Consider the following 15,414-nt stretch of genomic DNA (forward strand, 5'->3'; position numbering starts at 1 on the left):
CTCCGGCCAGGCTCCTTACCAACAGCACAGCGGCGTGAGCGACGGGCCCGGGGCGGTAGCTTGCCTAACCACTTGGGCACCGGGAACGCCGCAAATCCAAACACAGCGACGTGGAATGAGGCGGGTTCCCTTTGATCGCTTATTCTTGCTGGCGAGTGATAACGGCGTGAGTGTGGATGAATCGGACAGCTGGAGGCTGAGCAGAGCGGTGTCGACCAGCGTCACAGCACTAACCCTCGGCGGACTCGACAACCTGCCCGCGCATGCACGGCGTTGCGTGTTCTGGGAGATCGATCCTGCCCTCGCGGCGACCTCGCGCGAGTTCAGCGATCCGGTCTTCGAGAAGGAGGCCTGGCTCTCCACGGTCATGCTGGAGTGGGGTTCGTGCGGTCAGGTCGCGAACGTGGACGGCAATGTCGCGGGGTGTGCGCTGTATTCGCCGCCTAGTGCCGTACCACGCGCCGCACTCTTCCCCACATCACCGGTCAGCCCGGACGCGGTCCTGCTGACCACGCTGCAGGCCGAATTCCCCTACCAGGATGCTGACATAGCCCAGCGACTCATGACGGCCGTGGTGGCCGATCTGGTGCGTCGTGGCGTGCGTGCGTTGGAGGCCTTCGGAATTCGCACCGAGCCGCCGGCGACGGCGATGTCGGATCGTTCGCTCGGCTCGATGCGGTTGATGGAGCGGATCGGTTCACCGGTCCGGGACGCGGCCTCGGCCGGTAAGGCGACCGAATGTTCGCCGGAGACCTGCATGATCGAGGCCGACTTCCTGGAGGACGTCGGCTTCGAAGTGGTGGCGCCGCATCATCGCTTCCCCCGGCTGCGCCTGGAGCTCAACTCCGATCACGGCTGGAAGGAAGACGTCGAGCGGGCGCTCGATCAACTGCTCGCGGCCGCTGCGCTTACCGCCTCGCCGCGTCCTTAGGCCGAACCAGTCGGGTGCCGCGAGGGTTGCGCTCAGCTCCTGCGTCGGGTGCCTGGCTGGGTTTTGGGCGCGCCCGACGAGTTACCATGCGAAATCAGTTGTTGCGTTGATCCTGGTTGATGCCCAATCTGCCTGGGCCTCAACCTAATTCACTACATGCGGTCGGCTGCGGCCAGCTCTTCCGCGAGTAGTTCGGCGAAAGTGTATGTGCCCGTTGGCTGATCGTCCTGGCCGAGCAGATACAACCGCTTCACCGAGATGAGGATGGCTTCGGCGATCACATCGCGCATCCGGGGATTGGTGAGTACCGACGCGTCGTATTCGTTTGTCAGGTAACCGATATCGACCTGTACGGTCGGCATCTTGGTGAGCCGCAGCAGGTCCCAGGTGCGTGCGTGAGTTCGGCAGTCCTGCAACGAGGTTCGCGCGACGACCTCACGCTGGATGAATCCGGCGAGCACCTGGCCGATCATCGACACCGAGCCGTGTGAATTGCCGAAGTGGAAGCCCGCGACACCGTTCGCGGACGGGCTCGGATTGGTCGCGCAGCGCAGCGAGATCATCAGATCGGCGTCGAAGGCATTAGAGGTGTCGGCACGCTCGGCATCGGTCGGATTGGCGCCCCACGGCCGCGACAGGAAGGTTTCCATGCCGGTTGCGGCCATCCGGCCCTCCAGCCTGCTGGCCAGATCCCAGAGGATCTCTGACTCGTAGACGTCGCCGTATTCGGTCGGCACCGCAAAGCCCTTGTCCGGACCGCCGAGGCCCGGATCGATGACGATCCGCTTACCGGTCAGCTGCGGACCGGCCCGGTGCACGACCTCTTCCTCGGCGATCCGGTGCGGATTGCCGCCGGTGACGCGCGCGCCGAGCAGTTCGAGCGAGCGCAGCGTGTCCGGACCACAGATACCGTCCGCGGCCAGGCCGATCTCCCGCTGGAATGCGGTGAGGGCCTCATGGGTGTGCGGTCCGAAGTAGCCGTCGACGCGGTGCACGTAGAAACCGAGGTCCTGCAGCCTGCGCTGCAGGGTTGCCACATCGTCGCCGTAGAGCGGTGCGGAGAGCTGGTAGATCAGCGTGCGGGCGCCGAGGCGATAGGAGGCTTCCTTGAGCGCCCGATAAGTCGCCGGTCCGACGACGCCGTCGACCAGCAGTCCGCGATGCTGTTGGAATGCGCGAACCGCCGAGTCGAGCTGGCGATCGAAGGAAGCGTCGGTGTCTTTCCAGTACTCTCGCGCATCAGCGTGATCGGTTGCGGCGGAGTGCGTATGCAGAAACCCGAGACTTGCCAGGGTGCTCCGAACCTCGGCGACGGCTGGACCGGTATCGCCGTGACGAAGTCGGTGCATGCGTGAGAGCCCTTTCCTTCCGTCAACCCGGGTACCCACTCATGCGATGGCTACACACCTTCGCACGACCGGAGGTCGGTCGATTGTCTCAGACCCGGACCGGAATTCAGCAATTGCCGGCGTCCAGGCATCCTACGGCGCGTCGTCGAATGACGGCGTTTTTTGGACGTGTCGATTTATGAAACGTCAGATTATGCCGTCGAGTTCACGCAGCAGGGCGGCTTTGCCCTTCGCGCCGACGATTTGCTTAACCGGCTTACCACCGGAAAACAGCATCATAGTGGGCAGCGAAAGGATCTGATAATCGCGGGCCGTGCCCGGATTGGCGTCCACATCCAGCTTGGCCACGGTCAGCTTATCCGCGTGCGTGCCCGCGATCTCCTCCAGTACGGGGGCGACCATCTTGCACGGACCGCACCAGTCGGCCCAGAAGTCGACGAGGACGGGCTTCTCGCTGAGCAGCACCTCGTCGGCGAAGGACGCGTCGGTCACGGTGACCGTGTTCTCGGACATGGGTTATCTCCTTGCGGGTGAAAAAGTGATGAGTTCAGTTGGCGGGCACGGCAACTGGCGTACCGGCGTGGTCCAGGGTGTTGGCGGTGATGTCACCCTGTTCGGCCAGCCAGCGCTCGGCGTCGATCGCGGCGCGGCAGCCGGTGCCCGCGGCGGTGATGGCCTGGCGGTAGGTGTGGTCGACCAGATCGCCAGCGGCGAAGACGCCGGGCACGTTGGTAGCGGTCGAGGGATGCAGCACCTGCACGTAGCCCTCGTCGTCCAGTTCCACCTGGCCCTGCACCAGTTCGCTGCGCGGGTCGTGGCCGATCGCCACGAACAGACCGGTCGCGGCCAGTTCCGAGGTCTCGCCGGTGCGGGTGTCGCGCAGTGTCAGGCTCGTCACACTGGTATCGCCGTTGACCTCGGCGACCTCGGCATTGAGCACGAACTTGATCTTCTCGTTGGCCTTGGCCCGCTCCAGCATGATGCGCGAGGCACGGAACTCCTCGCGGCGGTGCACGATCGTCACGCTGCTGGCGAACTTGGTGAGGAAGGTCGCCTCCTCCATCGCCGAGTCGCCGCCGCCGACCACCACGATGTCCTGGCCCTTGAAGAAGAAGCCGTCGCAGGTGGCACACGCGCTGACGCCGCGGCCGAGCAGCTTCTGCTCACCGGGGACGTTCAGGTAGCGCGCGGCCGAGCCCATGGCGAGGATCACGGCGTAGGCCTGGTAGGTCTCATCGCCGACGGTAACCGTCTTGATCGGGCCGCTGCGCTCACCCACCCCGCCGACTCCGTCGGCTGCCGTCCCCGTGAGGTCGATGGCGTCCACGTCTTCGGTGCGGATATCGGCGCCGAACCGCTTGGCCTGCTCGCGCATCTCCTCCATCAGGTCCGGGCCCATGATGCCGTCGCGGAAGCCCGGGAAGTTCTCGACCTCGGTGGTGGTCATCAGTGCGCCACCGAACTGGGTGCCCTCGAACAACAGGGGCTGGAGTTCGGCGCGGGCGGCGTAGACGGCGGCCGTATAACCGGCGGGTCCGGAGCCGACGATGATCAAGTCGCGAACTGGCATGCTCGTGGAACCCTTCCGAGGGAGATTCGTTAGACGTGTCGGTCAACAACAGGGTAAACGGTGTTGTTCCCGACGTGATGTGGGACAACGGCCAGACGTGAACTGGCCCACTCTCTAACCGATATCGGCGAGTGCCAACTGCTGGGGATCGTCGGTGCCGCAACCCATTCCGACGACCAGTGCGGTGATCTTGTGTGGGCGTGGGCCGGTCAGCAGGATCAGGACGGCGTCCCTGCCCTGGAAGGTGGTATTGGTCGAGCCGAGCACGGTGCGGTCCAGGCCGTTGGCGTGCACGCAGCGGTTCAGGGCGGCCGGGGTGCCGAGTACGCCGGTGACGTCGTTGCGACCGAGTGCGGTGAGTGCGGCGGTTGCGTTGAGTTCGTCACCGAGCTGGACATTGCCGGTGGTCGGTTGTGCGGTCGGGGCGACCTCGTGTCCGCGCATGGTTGCCACCGCGATGGCGGCGCAGGCCGCGGCCGCGATGACGGCCGCCGCGGCGGCGAGCCAGCGGAGTCGGCGTGGGCGACGGTCCGCGAGCGGGATCGGCGCGTTAAGGGCTTCCGGATGCGTGTTCGCGACCGGGTGCGTCTCGGAAACGGTTGCGTCATCAGAGGATTCGGGCCACGCGGCGGCCGAGGGCAAATGATGGATGGTCGCGACCCGCTCGGTGGGCTCCTCGCCCAGATCGAGGCCGTCGATGAAGTCCTCCAGCCGGGCCGCGATATCGGCGGGCATCGGGTGGAGGATGCGCTCGTCGCGGGCGAGGGTGCGCAGTTCGGCGTTGACGTCGTCCAGCGAATTCAGGAACCGCAGTGCCTCCGGATCGCTGCGGACCACGGGCCACAGCTGTTCGCTGAGTTCCGGCGCGACATTGTCGGCGTGCAGGTCGGCGAGCAGTTCTGGGGAGAACGGAGGCTGCGGAACGGATCGGGTCGCCATCGCACCTCCGGTGTTCTCGATCAGATATCGCGGGAGCCCGCATGTCGCGGGCACTGCATGTACATCGTCTGGTTGTCCGTCACTATTAATGACGCACCTCAACTACTTCCGGTTCCCCGGATCACGCAGAAATTCCAAACGTTCTTGCAGCCGCTGCCGCCCGCGCGCGCATCGACTTTTGATCGTCCCCTCCGGAACGCCGAGCAGGGCCGCCGTCTCGGCGACACTACGCCCCTCCAATTCCACCGCGACGAGCGCGGCCCGCTGATCCTCCGGCAGCGTGAACAGGGCGCGGTCGATGACCAGCGACATCTCCAGCTCGGCGATATCGTCCCTGGTGTCCTTCGGTTCCGGCATGGTCTCCGGCGACAGCGATACGGCCCGGCGGGTTTTATTGCGCCGGATCCGGTCCAGGCAGGCGTTCACCACGATGGCGTGCAGCCAGCTGCGCACCTCGGCCTCGGCGCGGAACGAGGCGGCGGTGCGGTGCGCGGAGAGCAGGGCGTCCTGCAGCGAGTCGGCCGCGTCCTCGCGGGTGTAGGAGGTGCGCAGGGCGGTCTGCCAGAGGTGGTCGTTATGGCGGCGCAGGAGTTCGGCGAAGGCGTGGCGCTGGCCGCGCACATGGGCTTGCAGCAATTCGGCGTCGGTGAGCTCATCGGGCGCGAACGAACGCTCACGGAACGCCACCGGACGCGATTTCCCCCCGCGGGAATCCTCGTTCAGCTCGGACGGCAAAACCAACCCCTTGGACAGCTCTCACGCGATGACGGACGCGAGCGACCGTCATCGAAGATTTCGCAGCATCCAGGATCGAACAACCAGAACCCGGGGAGCTCCCCTGCCGAGAGCGCGGGACGATCATATCGTCAGTAAAGATTTGGCAGCAACCAGACGAGTGCGGGATGCGGGTGCTCGCCGGACCGGTGCTATATGCCCGGGGAATCGACACCGGCGGGCGGGATGCGAAACGCGACAATTGGTTTCGCGAGAACCTGGGTAACTCGTCGGGTATGCCCAGCAGTCGATGGGCACTCGACGCAGGACCTGAACGCGGCCCTAGCGGCACATAAGCGGGGAGGCGGTCAAGCCGCGGCGTCGAAGCGGAGGTCGGCGATCGAGGTCTGGAACTGGCCACCGGAGTTGCCGAGACCGGTGATCCATACGAGCACGTAGCGGGCCGCCTGATCGGTGCGGACCGGGATTTCGGTGATGCCGTTCTCCAGTCGTGCCGAGCCGATCAACTGGGTCTGGTCCAGCGTCGGCGAGGCCGTCGGCGAGGTGCGGATCTCGACCGAGGTGCCCGGACTCGGCGATTCGATCGAGACACTGGTCAGCTTGGCCGGACTCGGCAGTGTGGCCAGCAGCCCGACGCCCTTCTTGAGCGCCGGGAACTGCTGGAAGTACTGGTCGGTGCGCCAGACGGTGCCCGGATCGTGATCGAGCACCGCCCCCGTACCGCTCACATTGTCCGGCGTGCCCTCCGGGGAGAAGACCGTCACGCCGGTCACCGGAACCGGCACCCCGGTCGCGGGCGAACCCGTCGTGCCACCGGTGGCCGGTGCCGGTGCGGGTGAGCTGTTGGTGGTCAGGCCGATATTGCGCTGCTCGTTGAGCGGCGCGTCCGAGGCGCCGGGCGCGAAGACGCTGACCATCCACCAGATGATGATGCCGACCACGAGCGCGGCCAGGATGCCGAGCCCGACCATGATCCACATCATCCGCTGCGAGCGTTCCCGTTCCGCCGCAAGCAATTCCGGATCGGCGAGCGATTCGTCGGCGCCGCTCGGCGGACGCTGACCCAGGCGCAGCACCGGGATGAAATCGGTCTTCTGATCGACCACCGAGGCCTGTTCGAGCACGTGCTGCACGGTCGCCGCGGTGCGCACACCCTTATTCGATTCCAGCGAGCGAACCGCGACCGCCGAGATCTCGAAGGGCACCTCGGGCCGGATCTGGCGCGGTTCGACGGGGGTGCCGTCCGAGCCGAAATCGGCCAGCCGCAACCCACCGACGGTCGCGGCGGTACCGGTCATACCGCCCGCGCGGATCGGCCAGCGCGCCGTGATCAACGCGTAGAGCATGGCACCGAGGCCGCGCACATCGGATTGCGCGTCGGAATCGGCGAGGGTGCCGGGGAACGCGAGCACGGCGTCACCGGTCGCACTGATTCGCACCCGGTCCGGATGGTCGATGGACAGCGAACCACCGCCGCGGTGCGCCAGTTCGGCGGCGGACGCCAGCGCGCGAATGGCTCTGGCCGCGCCGATCGGCGACGGCACCGTCTCGGCCATCTCGCGCAGCGACCGGCCCGGTGTCCACTCGGCCACCACGATGCCGCCGGAGCTGCCGCGCACCACGTCCAGCACGCGGGCCAGGCCCGGCGAGTTGATCCGGCCGAGGCGCAGCGTGCGCGACAGGATGGCCTGCGGACCGTCGTGGCCGGAGTTGTCGGTGGCCTTCTGATCGGCGTCGACGAAGGTGAGCGCGACCTCGCGGTCGAGCTTGATATCGAGCGCCTGCCAGAACTTGAGCCCGCGGGAGCCGCCGTGACTGGCGAGCAGCCGGTAGCGGCCGCCCGCTACGGAAGCGCCCGGAATCAGCTTGGGGCCCCGCGGCGTTCTTCGACCGACGTCGTCCATCGGCGGTAGCTGCGGCGGGATCGGGATCATCCCGGTGTCGTACATCGGATCGCGCTGCGGAGCCTCCCGCGGTTGCTCACCGGATTCGGGCGCGGAATCGTGCTCCGGCGGACCGCTTTCGGCACCCTGATTCGCGGATGCGGGATCGGATGTCTCCCCGGCGGGCGGAACATCTGTGGAGAGCCCGCCTGCCTTGGTCGCAGCAGATTCGGCGGCTGGGACGCCGCCCAGCGCCGCGTCGTCGCTCACCCTCGTTCCTCCTTCGGCCTGATTTGTCGAAGTTCCGGCGATCTCGCCACTTGTGCTTCTCTGCCGAACAGGGTACGGGAACTCACCCATACCGGTGCTGTCAACGGTATGAGCTCTGATCACGGGTAGCACCATGGTCTGGGCATCCATGTACGGGTCGAAACCAGGGTATGCCACATACGGATCGGGCCGCCGGAACACCTGCGTCGCGTACTCGTCCTCGACCGGACCGTCGAGGTCGAGATCGGGGGCGGGCGGGGTGAAGCCGAGGCGCCGGGAAATGGCCACGGTGATCGCGACGATCTCCGGAATACCGGCCAGGCGCATCAGCCCGAACGCGACCGCGAACATGACGATCGCCGACAGCGTCACGCGGATCAGTGAGCCGGGCCCGCCGGAAAGCCGGTCCAGGCCGAGCACCTTGTCCACGATGAGCATGACCGCACCGCCCGCGATCGAGGCCAGCAGGACGCGGGTCACCGTGCGTCCGACATTGACCATGCGCAGATCGCCGAGGCTGCGGTGCAGCAGATAGCCGCCGATGATGGCGCCGGCCAGGAACCCGAGGCCGGTCGCGACACCGAGGATGATCACGACCTGGTCGCTGCTGCTCGCCAGGAACGGAGCCAGTGCCGAGAACAGGATCTTGATCGTGGTGATGCCGAGGATGATCCAGGTCGGCGTCCACGCCTGCTCGCGCGCGTAGAAGACGCGCAGGTGGATCAGCACCAGGGAGTACGGGATCAGCGCGAAGGCCGACCAGCTCACCGCCTCACCGAGACGCTGGGCGTCACCGGAGAAGCGCGCGTAGCCGAACAGCGCCTCGCCGACCTGTGGTCCGGCCAGCGTCAGGAACGTGACCACGGGCACCAGGGCGATCATCGTCAACCGGGTCGCGACGGACAGATCGTCCACCACGGCGGGGGTGTCGTCGGCGGCCGCATTGCGGCTCAGCCGCGGCATGATCGCGGTCAGCAGCGTGACACCGAGTACGCCGTAAGGCAATTGGAGCAGCAGCCAGGCGTTGGTGTAGATCGCCGGTCCGGCCTCATCGGCCGCCGAGGCGATGTGATTCGAGACGATCAGACCGACCTGGCTGATCACCACGTACAGGATGATGGCCGAGCCCATCTTGCCGAACTGCTTGAGCCGCGCGTCGATACCCCACAGCGGACGCAGGTCGATGTGATTGCGCCGGATCGCGGGCAACAGGCTCAGCGCCTGGGTCGCGACGCCGATGGTGATGCCACCGCCGAGGACCAGCAGTTTCGGATCACTCATCCGGACCGGATCCAGGGTGATCTCACCCGGTGTCAAGGCATAGAGGGCCAGCACGACCAGCACGACGATGTTGTTCAGCACCGGCGCCCACGCGCCCGGCTTGAAATTCTGCCGGGTATTCAGGATCGCCGTGAACAGCGCCGACATGCCGTAGAACAGGATCGCTGGCACCAGCAGATAGGTGAGTGCCGTGGTCAGCTCGGTATTGACCTTGCCTTCCGAGGAGACGAAGACACGGGTCGCCAGCACCGGTGTGGCCGCGGCGGCGAACAGCGTGGCCGCGGAGAGCACCGCGAAGGCGGCGGTCACCAGCCTGCGGACGAATGCCGCGCCGCCATCGTCGTCCTCTTGTTCGGCGCGCACCAGCGTCGGCACCACCATCGCGGTCAGCACCGCGCCGAGGACGAGCTCGGTGATCATATTCGGGATCAGGTTGGCCGAGGTGTAGGCACTGGCGATGGCCGGGCCGAGCGCGGTCAGCAGCAGCAGCTGTTTGCCGAAGCCGGTGATCCGGCTGATCAGCGTCGCGATCGCGATCGAACCGGAGTCGCGCAGCAGGCGTGAACTCGCGCTCTGCTTGGTTTCGGTGGCGACCGCGCCCGTGGCGGGTGCGGCGGGCACTTCCTGGGTCCGCGGTCGGTTGCCCGCTTCCCGTGGTGGGCGCTGGCGTTCGACCGGGGGCTGCCGATCGACGTGCTGATGCTCCGGTCGCGGTCGCTCGATCGGCGGCTGCCGCATCGCGGGTGGCTGCGGCGGCGGTGTTTGATAGCTCGGCCGCGGCGCCTGATAGTTCGGCGGCGGCGCGAAACGCTGCCGCGGCGGCGGTCCCGGCGGTCCCGGAACCGGCTGGCCGGGCGGCATGGGGCGGGGGCGCGCCGGACCGGGCGGCGGTGGCGCAGGCGGGTACTGGCGCTGGCCCGGATGCGATTGCTGTCCAGGGTGCGGCCGGGGTTCCGGATATTGCTGAGGGTCCGGATACTGCGGAGGTCGTGGGCCCGGCCGCTGCGGCGGCGCGGGTTGGCGGGGCAATGCGCCTGACGGCGGCGATGCGGGTTGGCGGGGCAACGCGCCCGACGGCGGCGATGCGGGTTGACGAGGCGCGCCTGACGGCGGCGACGCGGGTTGACGAGGCAGCGCGCCCGACGGCGGCGCCATCGGTCCGGTGGGCGGCTGCGGGGCGCGCGGTGCCGGGCGGGCCGGTGGCATCGGACGCTGCGGCTGCCCCGGACGGCTCACCTGTGGCACGCGCGGCGAATCGCCGTAACGGTCATCGGGAGTCATGTCCGCATCCTCCGGTTCGTTTGCCGGTGGCTGCGCCAGGCGCCGTTCCCAGGGAGCTGCGGGCGCCCGGCGGGCCTGGGGTCCGTCGGGCCGATCAGCAGGTCGTTGCCGATGAGCGGATAGATCATCGTCGCTCATCGTGCCTCCTGCGCCATGCTGTCCCCCCGCCACCCGGCCGATAGCGTCCAGGGTGTTACGCGATTGTCCTCCACGATGCCACGAGTGGTGCGGGGTCGGGACCGATCAGGGGCGACCGACTGCTTGCGGGTCGGTCGGAGAAGCACAGCGACGACAGCCGAGCATGCACGCGGTGTCGTCGTCATCTCGCCTCCTGCTGCTCCTGCTGTCGTAGTGCGCGCTTGCGGGCGCGGCGGTACCTGTTCACCCGGCGCCGGGTGCCGGGATCGAATCCCTCGTCCGCCGGATCCGGCTGCCCCCGGAACCGGCGCCACAACCGGCGCCCGGCCAACAGGAGCAGCAGTATTCCGGCACACGCCGTAATTATTGCCAAGGTCTGACCGTAAGCGTTCGAACGCACCGAGACCGAGGTGGGATTGCCGAGCGCTATTCCATCGGGCGTGGTAAGGGAGATCGGAATGACCAGGTTACGGCTATCGCTGACCTCGGTCGGAATCTGGAACGACCGACTTCCGGTCGGCGGCAGGGTTTCCTCGCCGGGATCGGTGATCTTCGTCTCCGCTGGCGACTCGATCCGGAACCTGATCCTGATGGCGACCGGCAGGTCGTTGCGGGCGACCAATAGCAATGGGCTCTGTTCGGAGGCCAGCGTATACACCCCGCCGGGCGGCAGCACGGTGACCGAACCGTAGAGCCGGTCCATGGTGCGCGTCGTCTGGTCGAGGCGGCGCTGGGCGTAGGTGTCGGGCTGTGCCGAGTCGCCGGAGCGGCGGTCCGACAGCGTCAGCACGCGCAGCAGATCCTCGCGCAGTGGGGTCAGGAACTGGCGCGGTGTCGGCTCGGCCTCTGGCACCTCGACGAGTGCGCGCATGAGTTCGGTGATCCGGCGGGCCTGGTCGCGGACCGGGAGGACGAAGCGATCCGGGACCGAGTCGTGGTCGGCCTGCGGCAGGTAGTCGGGTTCGTATGGCTGTGCGTCGGATTGCTCGGCGACCAGCTCGGCGAGCGCGCGCGGGGTCGCGAGGTTGTTGCGCAGCAGCAGATCGACCTGATGGAGGATCGCGGTGGCCTCTTCCCGGTTCGCGCCCCACTGCTGCGGCGGCACCAGCAACAGCGAGCGCGGGCGGTTCGGCTCCGGGTTCAGTGCGGTCCACGTGATGGCGCCCAGTGCGTCCTGCAACCGGGCCATCCGGGAGTCGTTGGTGACGTCGTAGCGGACCTTGGACGGCGTGAACGACGGGGTGGGCGGGTTGGAGCCGACGGCGGCGAGGGCGGTCGCGGACCAGATGTCGAAGGTCGCCGCGTGCAATGCCGGATCGACGGGCGAGGCCGCCGGTGGGGCCGGTGTGCTGGCTGTGGCGGTCGGTGTGGCGGTGGATGTGCCGGGTGCGGATGTGCTGGGCGACGCGCTGGTCTGCGGTTCCGCTGTCGCCTCCACCGTGCCGTTCGACGGGCCGGGCACCGGGGCGATTTCGGCGAGGCGGACCACATCGGGCGTGCTCGTCTCCGGCAGCGGCTGACTCGTGGTGCTCTGGTTGGCGGTGCTCTGATTGCCCGCGAGGTTGTGCCCGCTGGTCGTCGGGGGCTGGGAAGCCGCGGCGGTACCGGCGGTGCCGAGCGGGACGGCGGCGGTATCGGCCAGTACGGCGGTCCCGAAACCGTGGCTGCGCAACAACATTCCCGCGCTGTCATCGATGGATCCGGAATCGGGCACGCTCACCCCGCGCACCGATTTGGTGGCCAGGATCGAGTCGACGATATCGGCGGGTGCGTCCAGTGCCCGCGCGGACAGCTCCGGATCGTTGACCGCCGCCAGCGCCGTGACATCGACCTGCGCGAACGGCAGCGCGACCGTGCAGACCGAGGCGGCGACCGCGCGCAGCCGGTCCAGCCAGGTCTGTGCCTGATCCGCGCCGGCGCCGGCCCTGGTCGCGCCGTCCGGATCGGACGGGCTGGCCAGCACGCGATAACCCTTGGTCATCGCCTGTGCGGTGATCAGCAGATCGGGATCGACGGCGATGCAGACCGCCGAGGTCAGCGTCCGATCGCGGGTCGCCGGATTGGTGCCGAGCACCGACTCCAATGCGCCGAGCAATTGGTCAAGGCGCCCGCCCTTGCCCAGCGATGCGGCCAATTCGTCGTCGGTGAGCTCGGCCTTACCGTTGACCGAGCCGGGAACTCCGGCCACCAGTCGCGGGCGATCGGCGAGCGGCCACAGCAATGTGGTCGCCGCCGGTGTATCGGGGACGGCGGGCACCGGCTGGGCCGCCGCGCCGGAGGCGTCGGCCGCGGGCGGGACGCCGAGCACCGGGAGCAGGAACCGGGCATCGTCGAGGCGGGCCTGCGTGCCGTAGGCCGGTTCGCCGTTGACATTCAACAGCAGCGGATAGACGCCGGGCTTGGTGATATCGAGCGCGGCGGAGCTGCCCGAGCGCAGCGCGATGCTGATCGTGAACTGTTTGCGCTGGCCAGGGCTCAAACGTTCGGCGATATCCTCGAATGGGCCGGTCACGTCGTAGTTGACCTGATCCAGCCGCAGTGTCGAGCGCAGCGCGCTCGGTGTCGCGACCGCGGCGGCGCGCTGGATGCGGACACTGATGTCCTGGACCACCCGATCGCCGATATTGGTGACGGTGCCCGCGACCGTGAGGGTCGGGTCGCTGGTCGTGGTCACCGCCGACGGATTCACCGAATCCAGGGTCAGCTTCAGGAATTTCGGCGACGACGAAGTATTCGGCGTCGTCGGCTGGGCGGCGGCGTGCTGGGCGATCAGCACCGGTAGCGCCGTCGCCGAGCCGAGAATGGTCAGGACCGCCACGATGATCCGGAACAGGCCCACCCGTGGCCCGTTCACCACCCCCCACGGAATCGCTGCGCGATGCCGAAAAGTCTGGGTCATCGCTTGCCGGTCTCCATCCGGTCGATCATCCGGTTCGCCACTTCGGCGAGGCGCCGCTCATCGGCGTAGGCCAGCCGAGAATCCAGTTCGCTCAACGGAACCCACGCGACCTGCGTGACCTCGACGTCGGCGTCGGACAGTTCACCCCCGATGGAGCGCAGCAGATAATGATGCACGGTCTTGTGTACCCGGCGACCCTCGGTGACGAACCAGTAATCGATGCTGCCGAGTTCGGCGACCACGATTCCGTTGATTCCGGTCTCCTCGGCGACCTCCCGGATCGCCGTCTGCTCGGGTGTCTCCCCTTCTTCGATATGTCCCTTGGGCAACGACCACAGCAGTCTGCCGCGTCGGTCGGTGCGCCCGATCAGCGCCGCACTGCGTTTATCGCTCGGCCCGTCCAATCCGTCGACGACAAGTCCGCCCGCCGAGGTTTCCCGTACCGTGCGCATGCGCGGTTTCGCCGCATTGGCGGCCGAACCGCGGCGCCGGGGCTGGCGGCGTCGACTGTTCGCGCGATCGGCCGGAGACACCACGCAATCCTACTGGGTTGAATTGTGGTCACTGCGCCGCCGCAGGGGTTTGCGGGTCTGCGCATGCGGGAGGCCTTATATATCTGGGGGTCACTGCGCTGTGATAACACTTGCCGCCGCTCGGTAAGCTGCTACTTCGTGGTTTCGCCCAAGTCCGAGGATGCAGCGTTGGATCGACGTACCCGATTGCTGGCCGCGGCCGCGGTCACGCTCGGACGGCTGTCCGATGTACTGACGCCATTGGGCGAGTTGTTCGCCGCGCGCGGCCATGAGCTGTACCTGGTCGGCGGCAGCGTGCGCGACGCCGTGCTCGGGCGGCTCGGCACCGATCTGGACTTCACCACCGATGCCAGGCCGGAGCAGGTGCAGGAGATCCTGCGCGGCTGGGCCGATCATCTGTGGGATACCGGTGGGCTGGCCTTCGGCACGGTGAGCGCCTCGAAGTCCGATCAGCAGCTGGAGATCACCACCTTCCGCAGCGATAGCTATGACCGGGTATCGCGCAATCCCGAAGTGACCTTCGGTGATTCGCTCGAGGGCGATCTGGTGCGCCGCGACTTCACGGTCAACGCGATGGCGGTGAAGATCGGGGCCGACGGTTCGTTGGAGTTCGTCGATCCGCTCGGCGGCATGGAAGCGCTGCTCGCCGGAATGCTGGATACCCCTGCGGCGCCGCAGGATTCATTCCACGACGATCCGCTGCGCATGCTGCGGGCGGCGCGCTTCGTCGCACAGCTCGGCTTCGAACTGCATCCGCGGGTGCGCGCAGCGATCACCGCGATGGCGGGTGAGATCGAGCGGATCACCGCGGAGCGGGTGCGCGCCGAACTGGATAAGCTCATCGCCTCCGCACACCCGATCGATGGCATCAATGTCATGTGCGAAACCGGCCTGGCCCAGCTGGTACTGCCCGAGGTGCCCGCGATGAAGCTCGAGATCGACGAGCACCACCAGCACAAGGACGTGTACTGGCATTCGCTGACCGTGCTGCAGCAGGCCATCGACCTAGAGGAGGGCGATCCGGACCTGGTGCTGCGCTGGGCCGCGCTGCTGCACGATATCGGCAAGCCCGACACCAAGCGCAATGAACCGGGCGGCGGCGTCAGCTTCCATCACCATGAGGTGGTCGGCGCGAAAATGGTGCGCAAGCGGATGCGAGCGCTCAAGTATCCCAAGCAGTTCACCGAGGACGTGGCGCGACTGGTGTTCCTGCACTTGCGTTTTCACGGCTACGGCAAGGGGCAGTGGACCGATTCGGCAGTGCGCCGCTATGTCACCGATGCCGCTGACCTGCTGCCTCGGCTGCACAAACTGGTCCGCGCCGACTGCACCACCCGCAATAAGCGCCGGGCCGCCGCGCTGCGCGCCACCTATGACGACCTCGAGGTGCGCATCGCCAGGCTGCAGGAGCAGGAGGATCTGGATCGGGTCCGCCCGGATCTGGACGGCAACGCGATCATGGAACTGCTCGGCATTCCCGCGGGTCCCGAGGTCGGCAAGGCGTGGCGGTTCCTCAAGGAGCTGCGCCTGGATCGGGGACCGCTCACCAGGGACGAGGCCGAGGCCGCACTGCTGGAATGGTGGAAGTCCCAGGGCTGAATGCTT

At 67.5% G+C, this 15,414-nt stretch carries 10 protein-coding genes; 2 read left to right on the forward strand and 8 right to left on the reverse strand.

All coding sequences use genetic code 11. From position 1 onward, the window contains the following. Nucleotides 1-208: 208 nt before the first annotated feature. The gene (locus ACHQ4I_RS02730) at nt 209-931 is read left to right on the forward strand and encodes a GNAT family N-acetyltransferase (RefSeq protein WP_420770028.1); all 723 of its coding nucleotides are present in this window, start codon (nt 209-211) and stop codon (nt 929-931) included. A gap of 152 nt (nt 932-1,083) precedes the next feature. Here the strand turns inward: ACHQ4I_RS02730 and ACHQ4I_RS02735 are convergent, their stop codons facing one another. The 8 genes from ACHQ4I_RS02735 to ACHQ4I_RS02770 all read right to left on the reverse strand — a co-directional run bounded on the left by ACHQ4I_RS02735 (nt 1,084) and on the right by ACHQ4I_RS02770 (nt 13,809). Then, entirely contained in the window at nt 1,084-2,280 is a 1,197-nt protein-coding gene (locus ACHQ4I_RS02735; RefSeq protein WP_420770029.1) for an N-acetylmuramoyl-L-alanine amidase, read from the reverse strand. Nucleotides 2,281-2,466: 186 nt separating this feature from the next. Then, a complete protein-coding gene (trxA, locus tag ACHQ4I_RS02740) occupies nt 2,467-2,793 on the reverse strand; it encodes a thioredoxin (protein WP_420770030.1) in 327 nt (108 codons plus the stop codon). A 34-nt stretch (nt 2,794-2,827) separates the two neighbouring features. Further along, nucleotides 2,828-3,850 carry a thioredoxin-disulfide reductase gene (gene trxB, locus ACHQ4I_RS02745; RefSeq protein ID WP_420770031.1) on the reverse strand — a complete coding sequence of 341 codons (1,023 nt, stop codon included), beginning with the start codon at nt 3,848-3,850 and terminating at the stop codon, nt 2,828-2,830. A gap of 114 nt (nt 3,851-3,964) precedes the next feature. Then, nucleotides 3,965-4,789 (reverse strand): hypothetical protein, encoded by an 825-nt coding sequence (locus ACHQ4I_RS02750; RefSeq protein WP_420770032.1) that lies wholly within the window; start codon nt 4,787-4,789, stop codon nt 3,965-3,967. Nucleotides 4,790-4,891: 102 nt separating this feature from the next. Then, nucleotides 4,892-5,476, reverse strand: a complete 585-nt coding sequence (gene sigM / locus ACHQ4I_RS02755; RefSeq protein WP_420770181.1) for an RNA polymerase sigma factor SigM — start codon at nt 5,474-5,476, stop codon at nt 4,892-4,894. A gap of 395 nt (nt 5,477-5,871) precedes the next feature. After that, on the reverse strand, nt 5,872-9,696 hold the full coding sequence (locus ACHQ4I_RS02760; RefSeq protein ID WP_420770033.1) for a murein biosynthesis integral membrane protein MurJ: 3,825 nt from the start codon (nt 9,694-9,696) through the stop codon (nt 5,872-5,874). 862 nt (nt 9,697-10,558) lie between these two features. Then, on the reverse strand, nt 10,559-13,276 hold the full coding sequence (locus tag ACHQ4I_RS02765) for a DUF6049 family protein (protein ID WP_420770034.1): 2,718 nt from the start codon (nt 13,274-13,276) through the stop codon (nt 10,559-10,561). Beyond that, a complete protein-coding gene (locus ACHQ4I_RS02770) occupies nt 13,273-13,809 on the reverse strand; it encodes an NUDIX hydrolase (protein ID WP_062981726.1) in 537 nt (178 codons plus the stop codon). Before ACHQ4I_RS02770 ends, ACHQ4I_RS02765 begins: the two co-directional genes overlap by 4 nt. 168 nt (nt 13,810-13,977) lie before the next feature. On the opposite strand from ACHQ4I_RS02770, the gene ACHQ4I_RS02775 reads away from it, so the two are divergent. Further along, the gene (locus tag ACHQ4I_RS02775; protein ID WP_420770035.1) at nt 13,978-15,408 is read left to right on the forward strand and encodes a CCA tRNA nucleotidyltransferase; all 1,431 of its coding nucleotides are present in this window, start codon (nt 13,978-13,980) and stop codon (nt 15,406-15,408) included. The last annotated feature ends 6 nt before the right edge of the window (nt 15,409-15,414 follow it).

This window comes from Nocardia nepalensis, from assembly GCF_048910785.1.
Taxonomy (GTDB): Bacteria; Actinomycetota; Actinomycetes; order Mycobacteriales; family Mycobacteriaceae; genus Nocardia; species Nocardia nepalensis.

Coding starts and splice junctions, on each gene's coding strand:
- ACHQ4I_RS02735 (WP_420770029.1), bottom strand. CDS start 2,280: ATGCACCGACTTCGTCACGGCGATACCGGTCCAGCCGTCGCCGAGGTT.
- trxA (WP_420770030.1), bottom strand. CDS start 2,793: ATGTCCGAGAACACGGTCACCGTGACCGACGCGTCCTTCGCCGACGAG.
- trxB (WP_420770031.1), bottom strand. CDS start 3,850: ATGCCAGTTCGCGACTTGATCATCGTCGGCTCCGGACCCGCCGGTTAT.
- ACHQ4I_RS02750 (WP_420770032.1), bottom strand. CDS start 4,789: ATGGCGACCCGATCCGTTCCGCAGCCTCCGTTCTCCCCAGAACTGCTC.
- ACHQ4I_RS02760 (WP_420770033.1), bottom strand. CDS start 9,696: ATGCGGCAGCCGCCGATCGAGCGACCGCGACCGGAGCATCAGCACGTC.
- ACHQ4I_RS02765 (WP_420770034.1), bottom strand. CDS start 13,276: ATGACCCAGACTTTTCGGCATCGCGCAGCGATTCCGTGGGGGGTGGTG.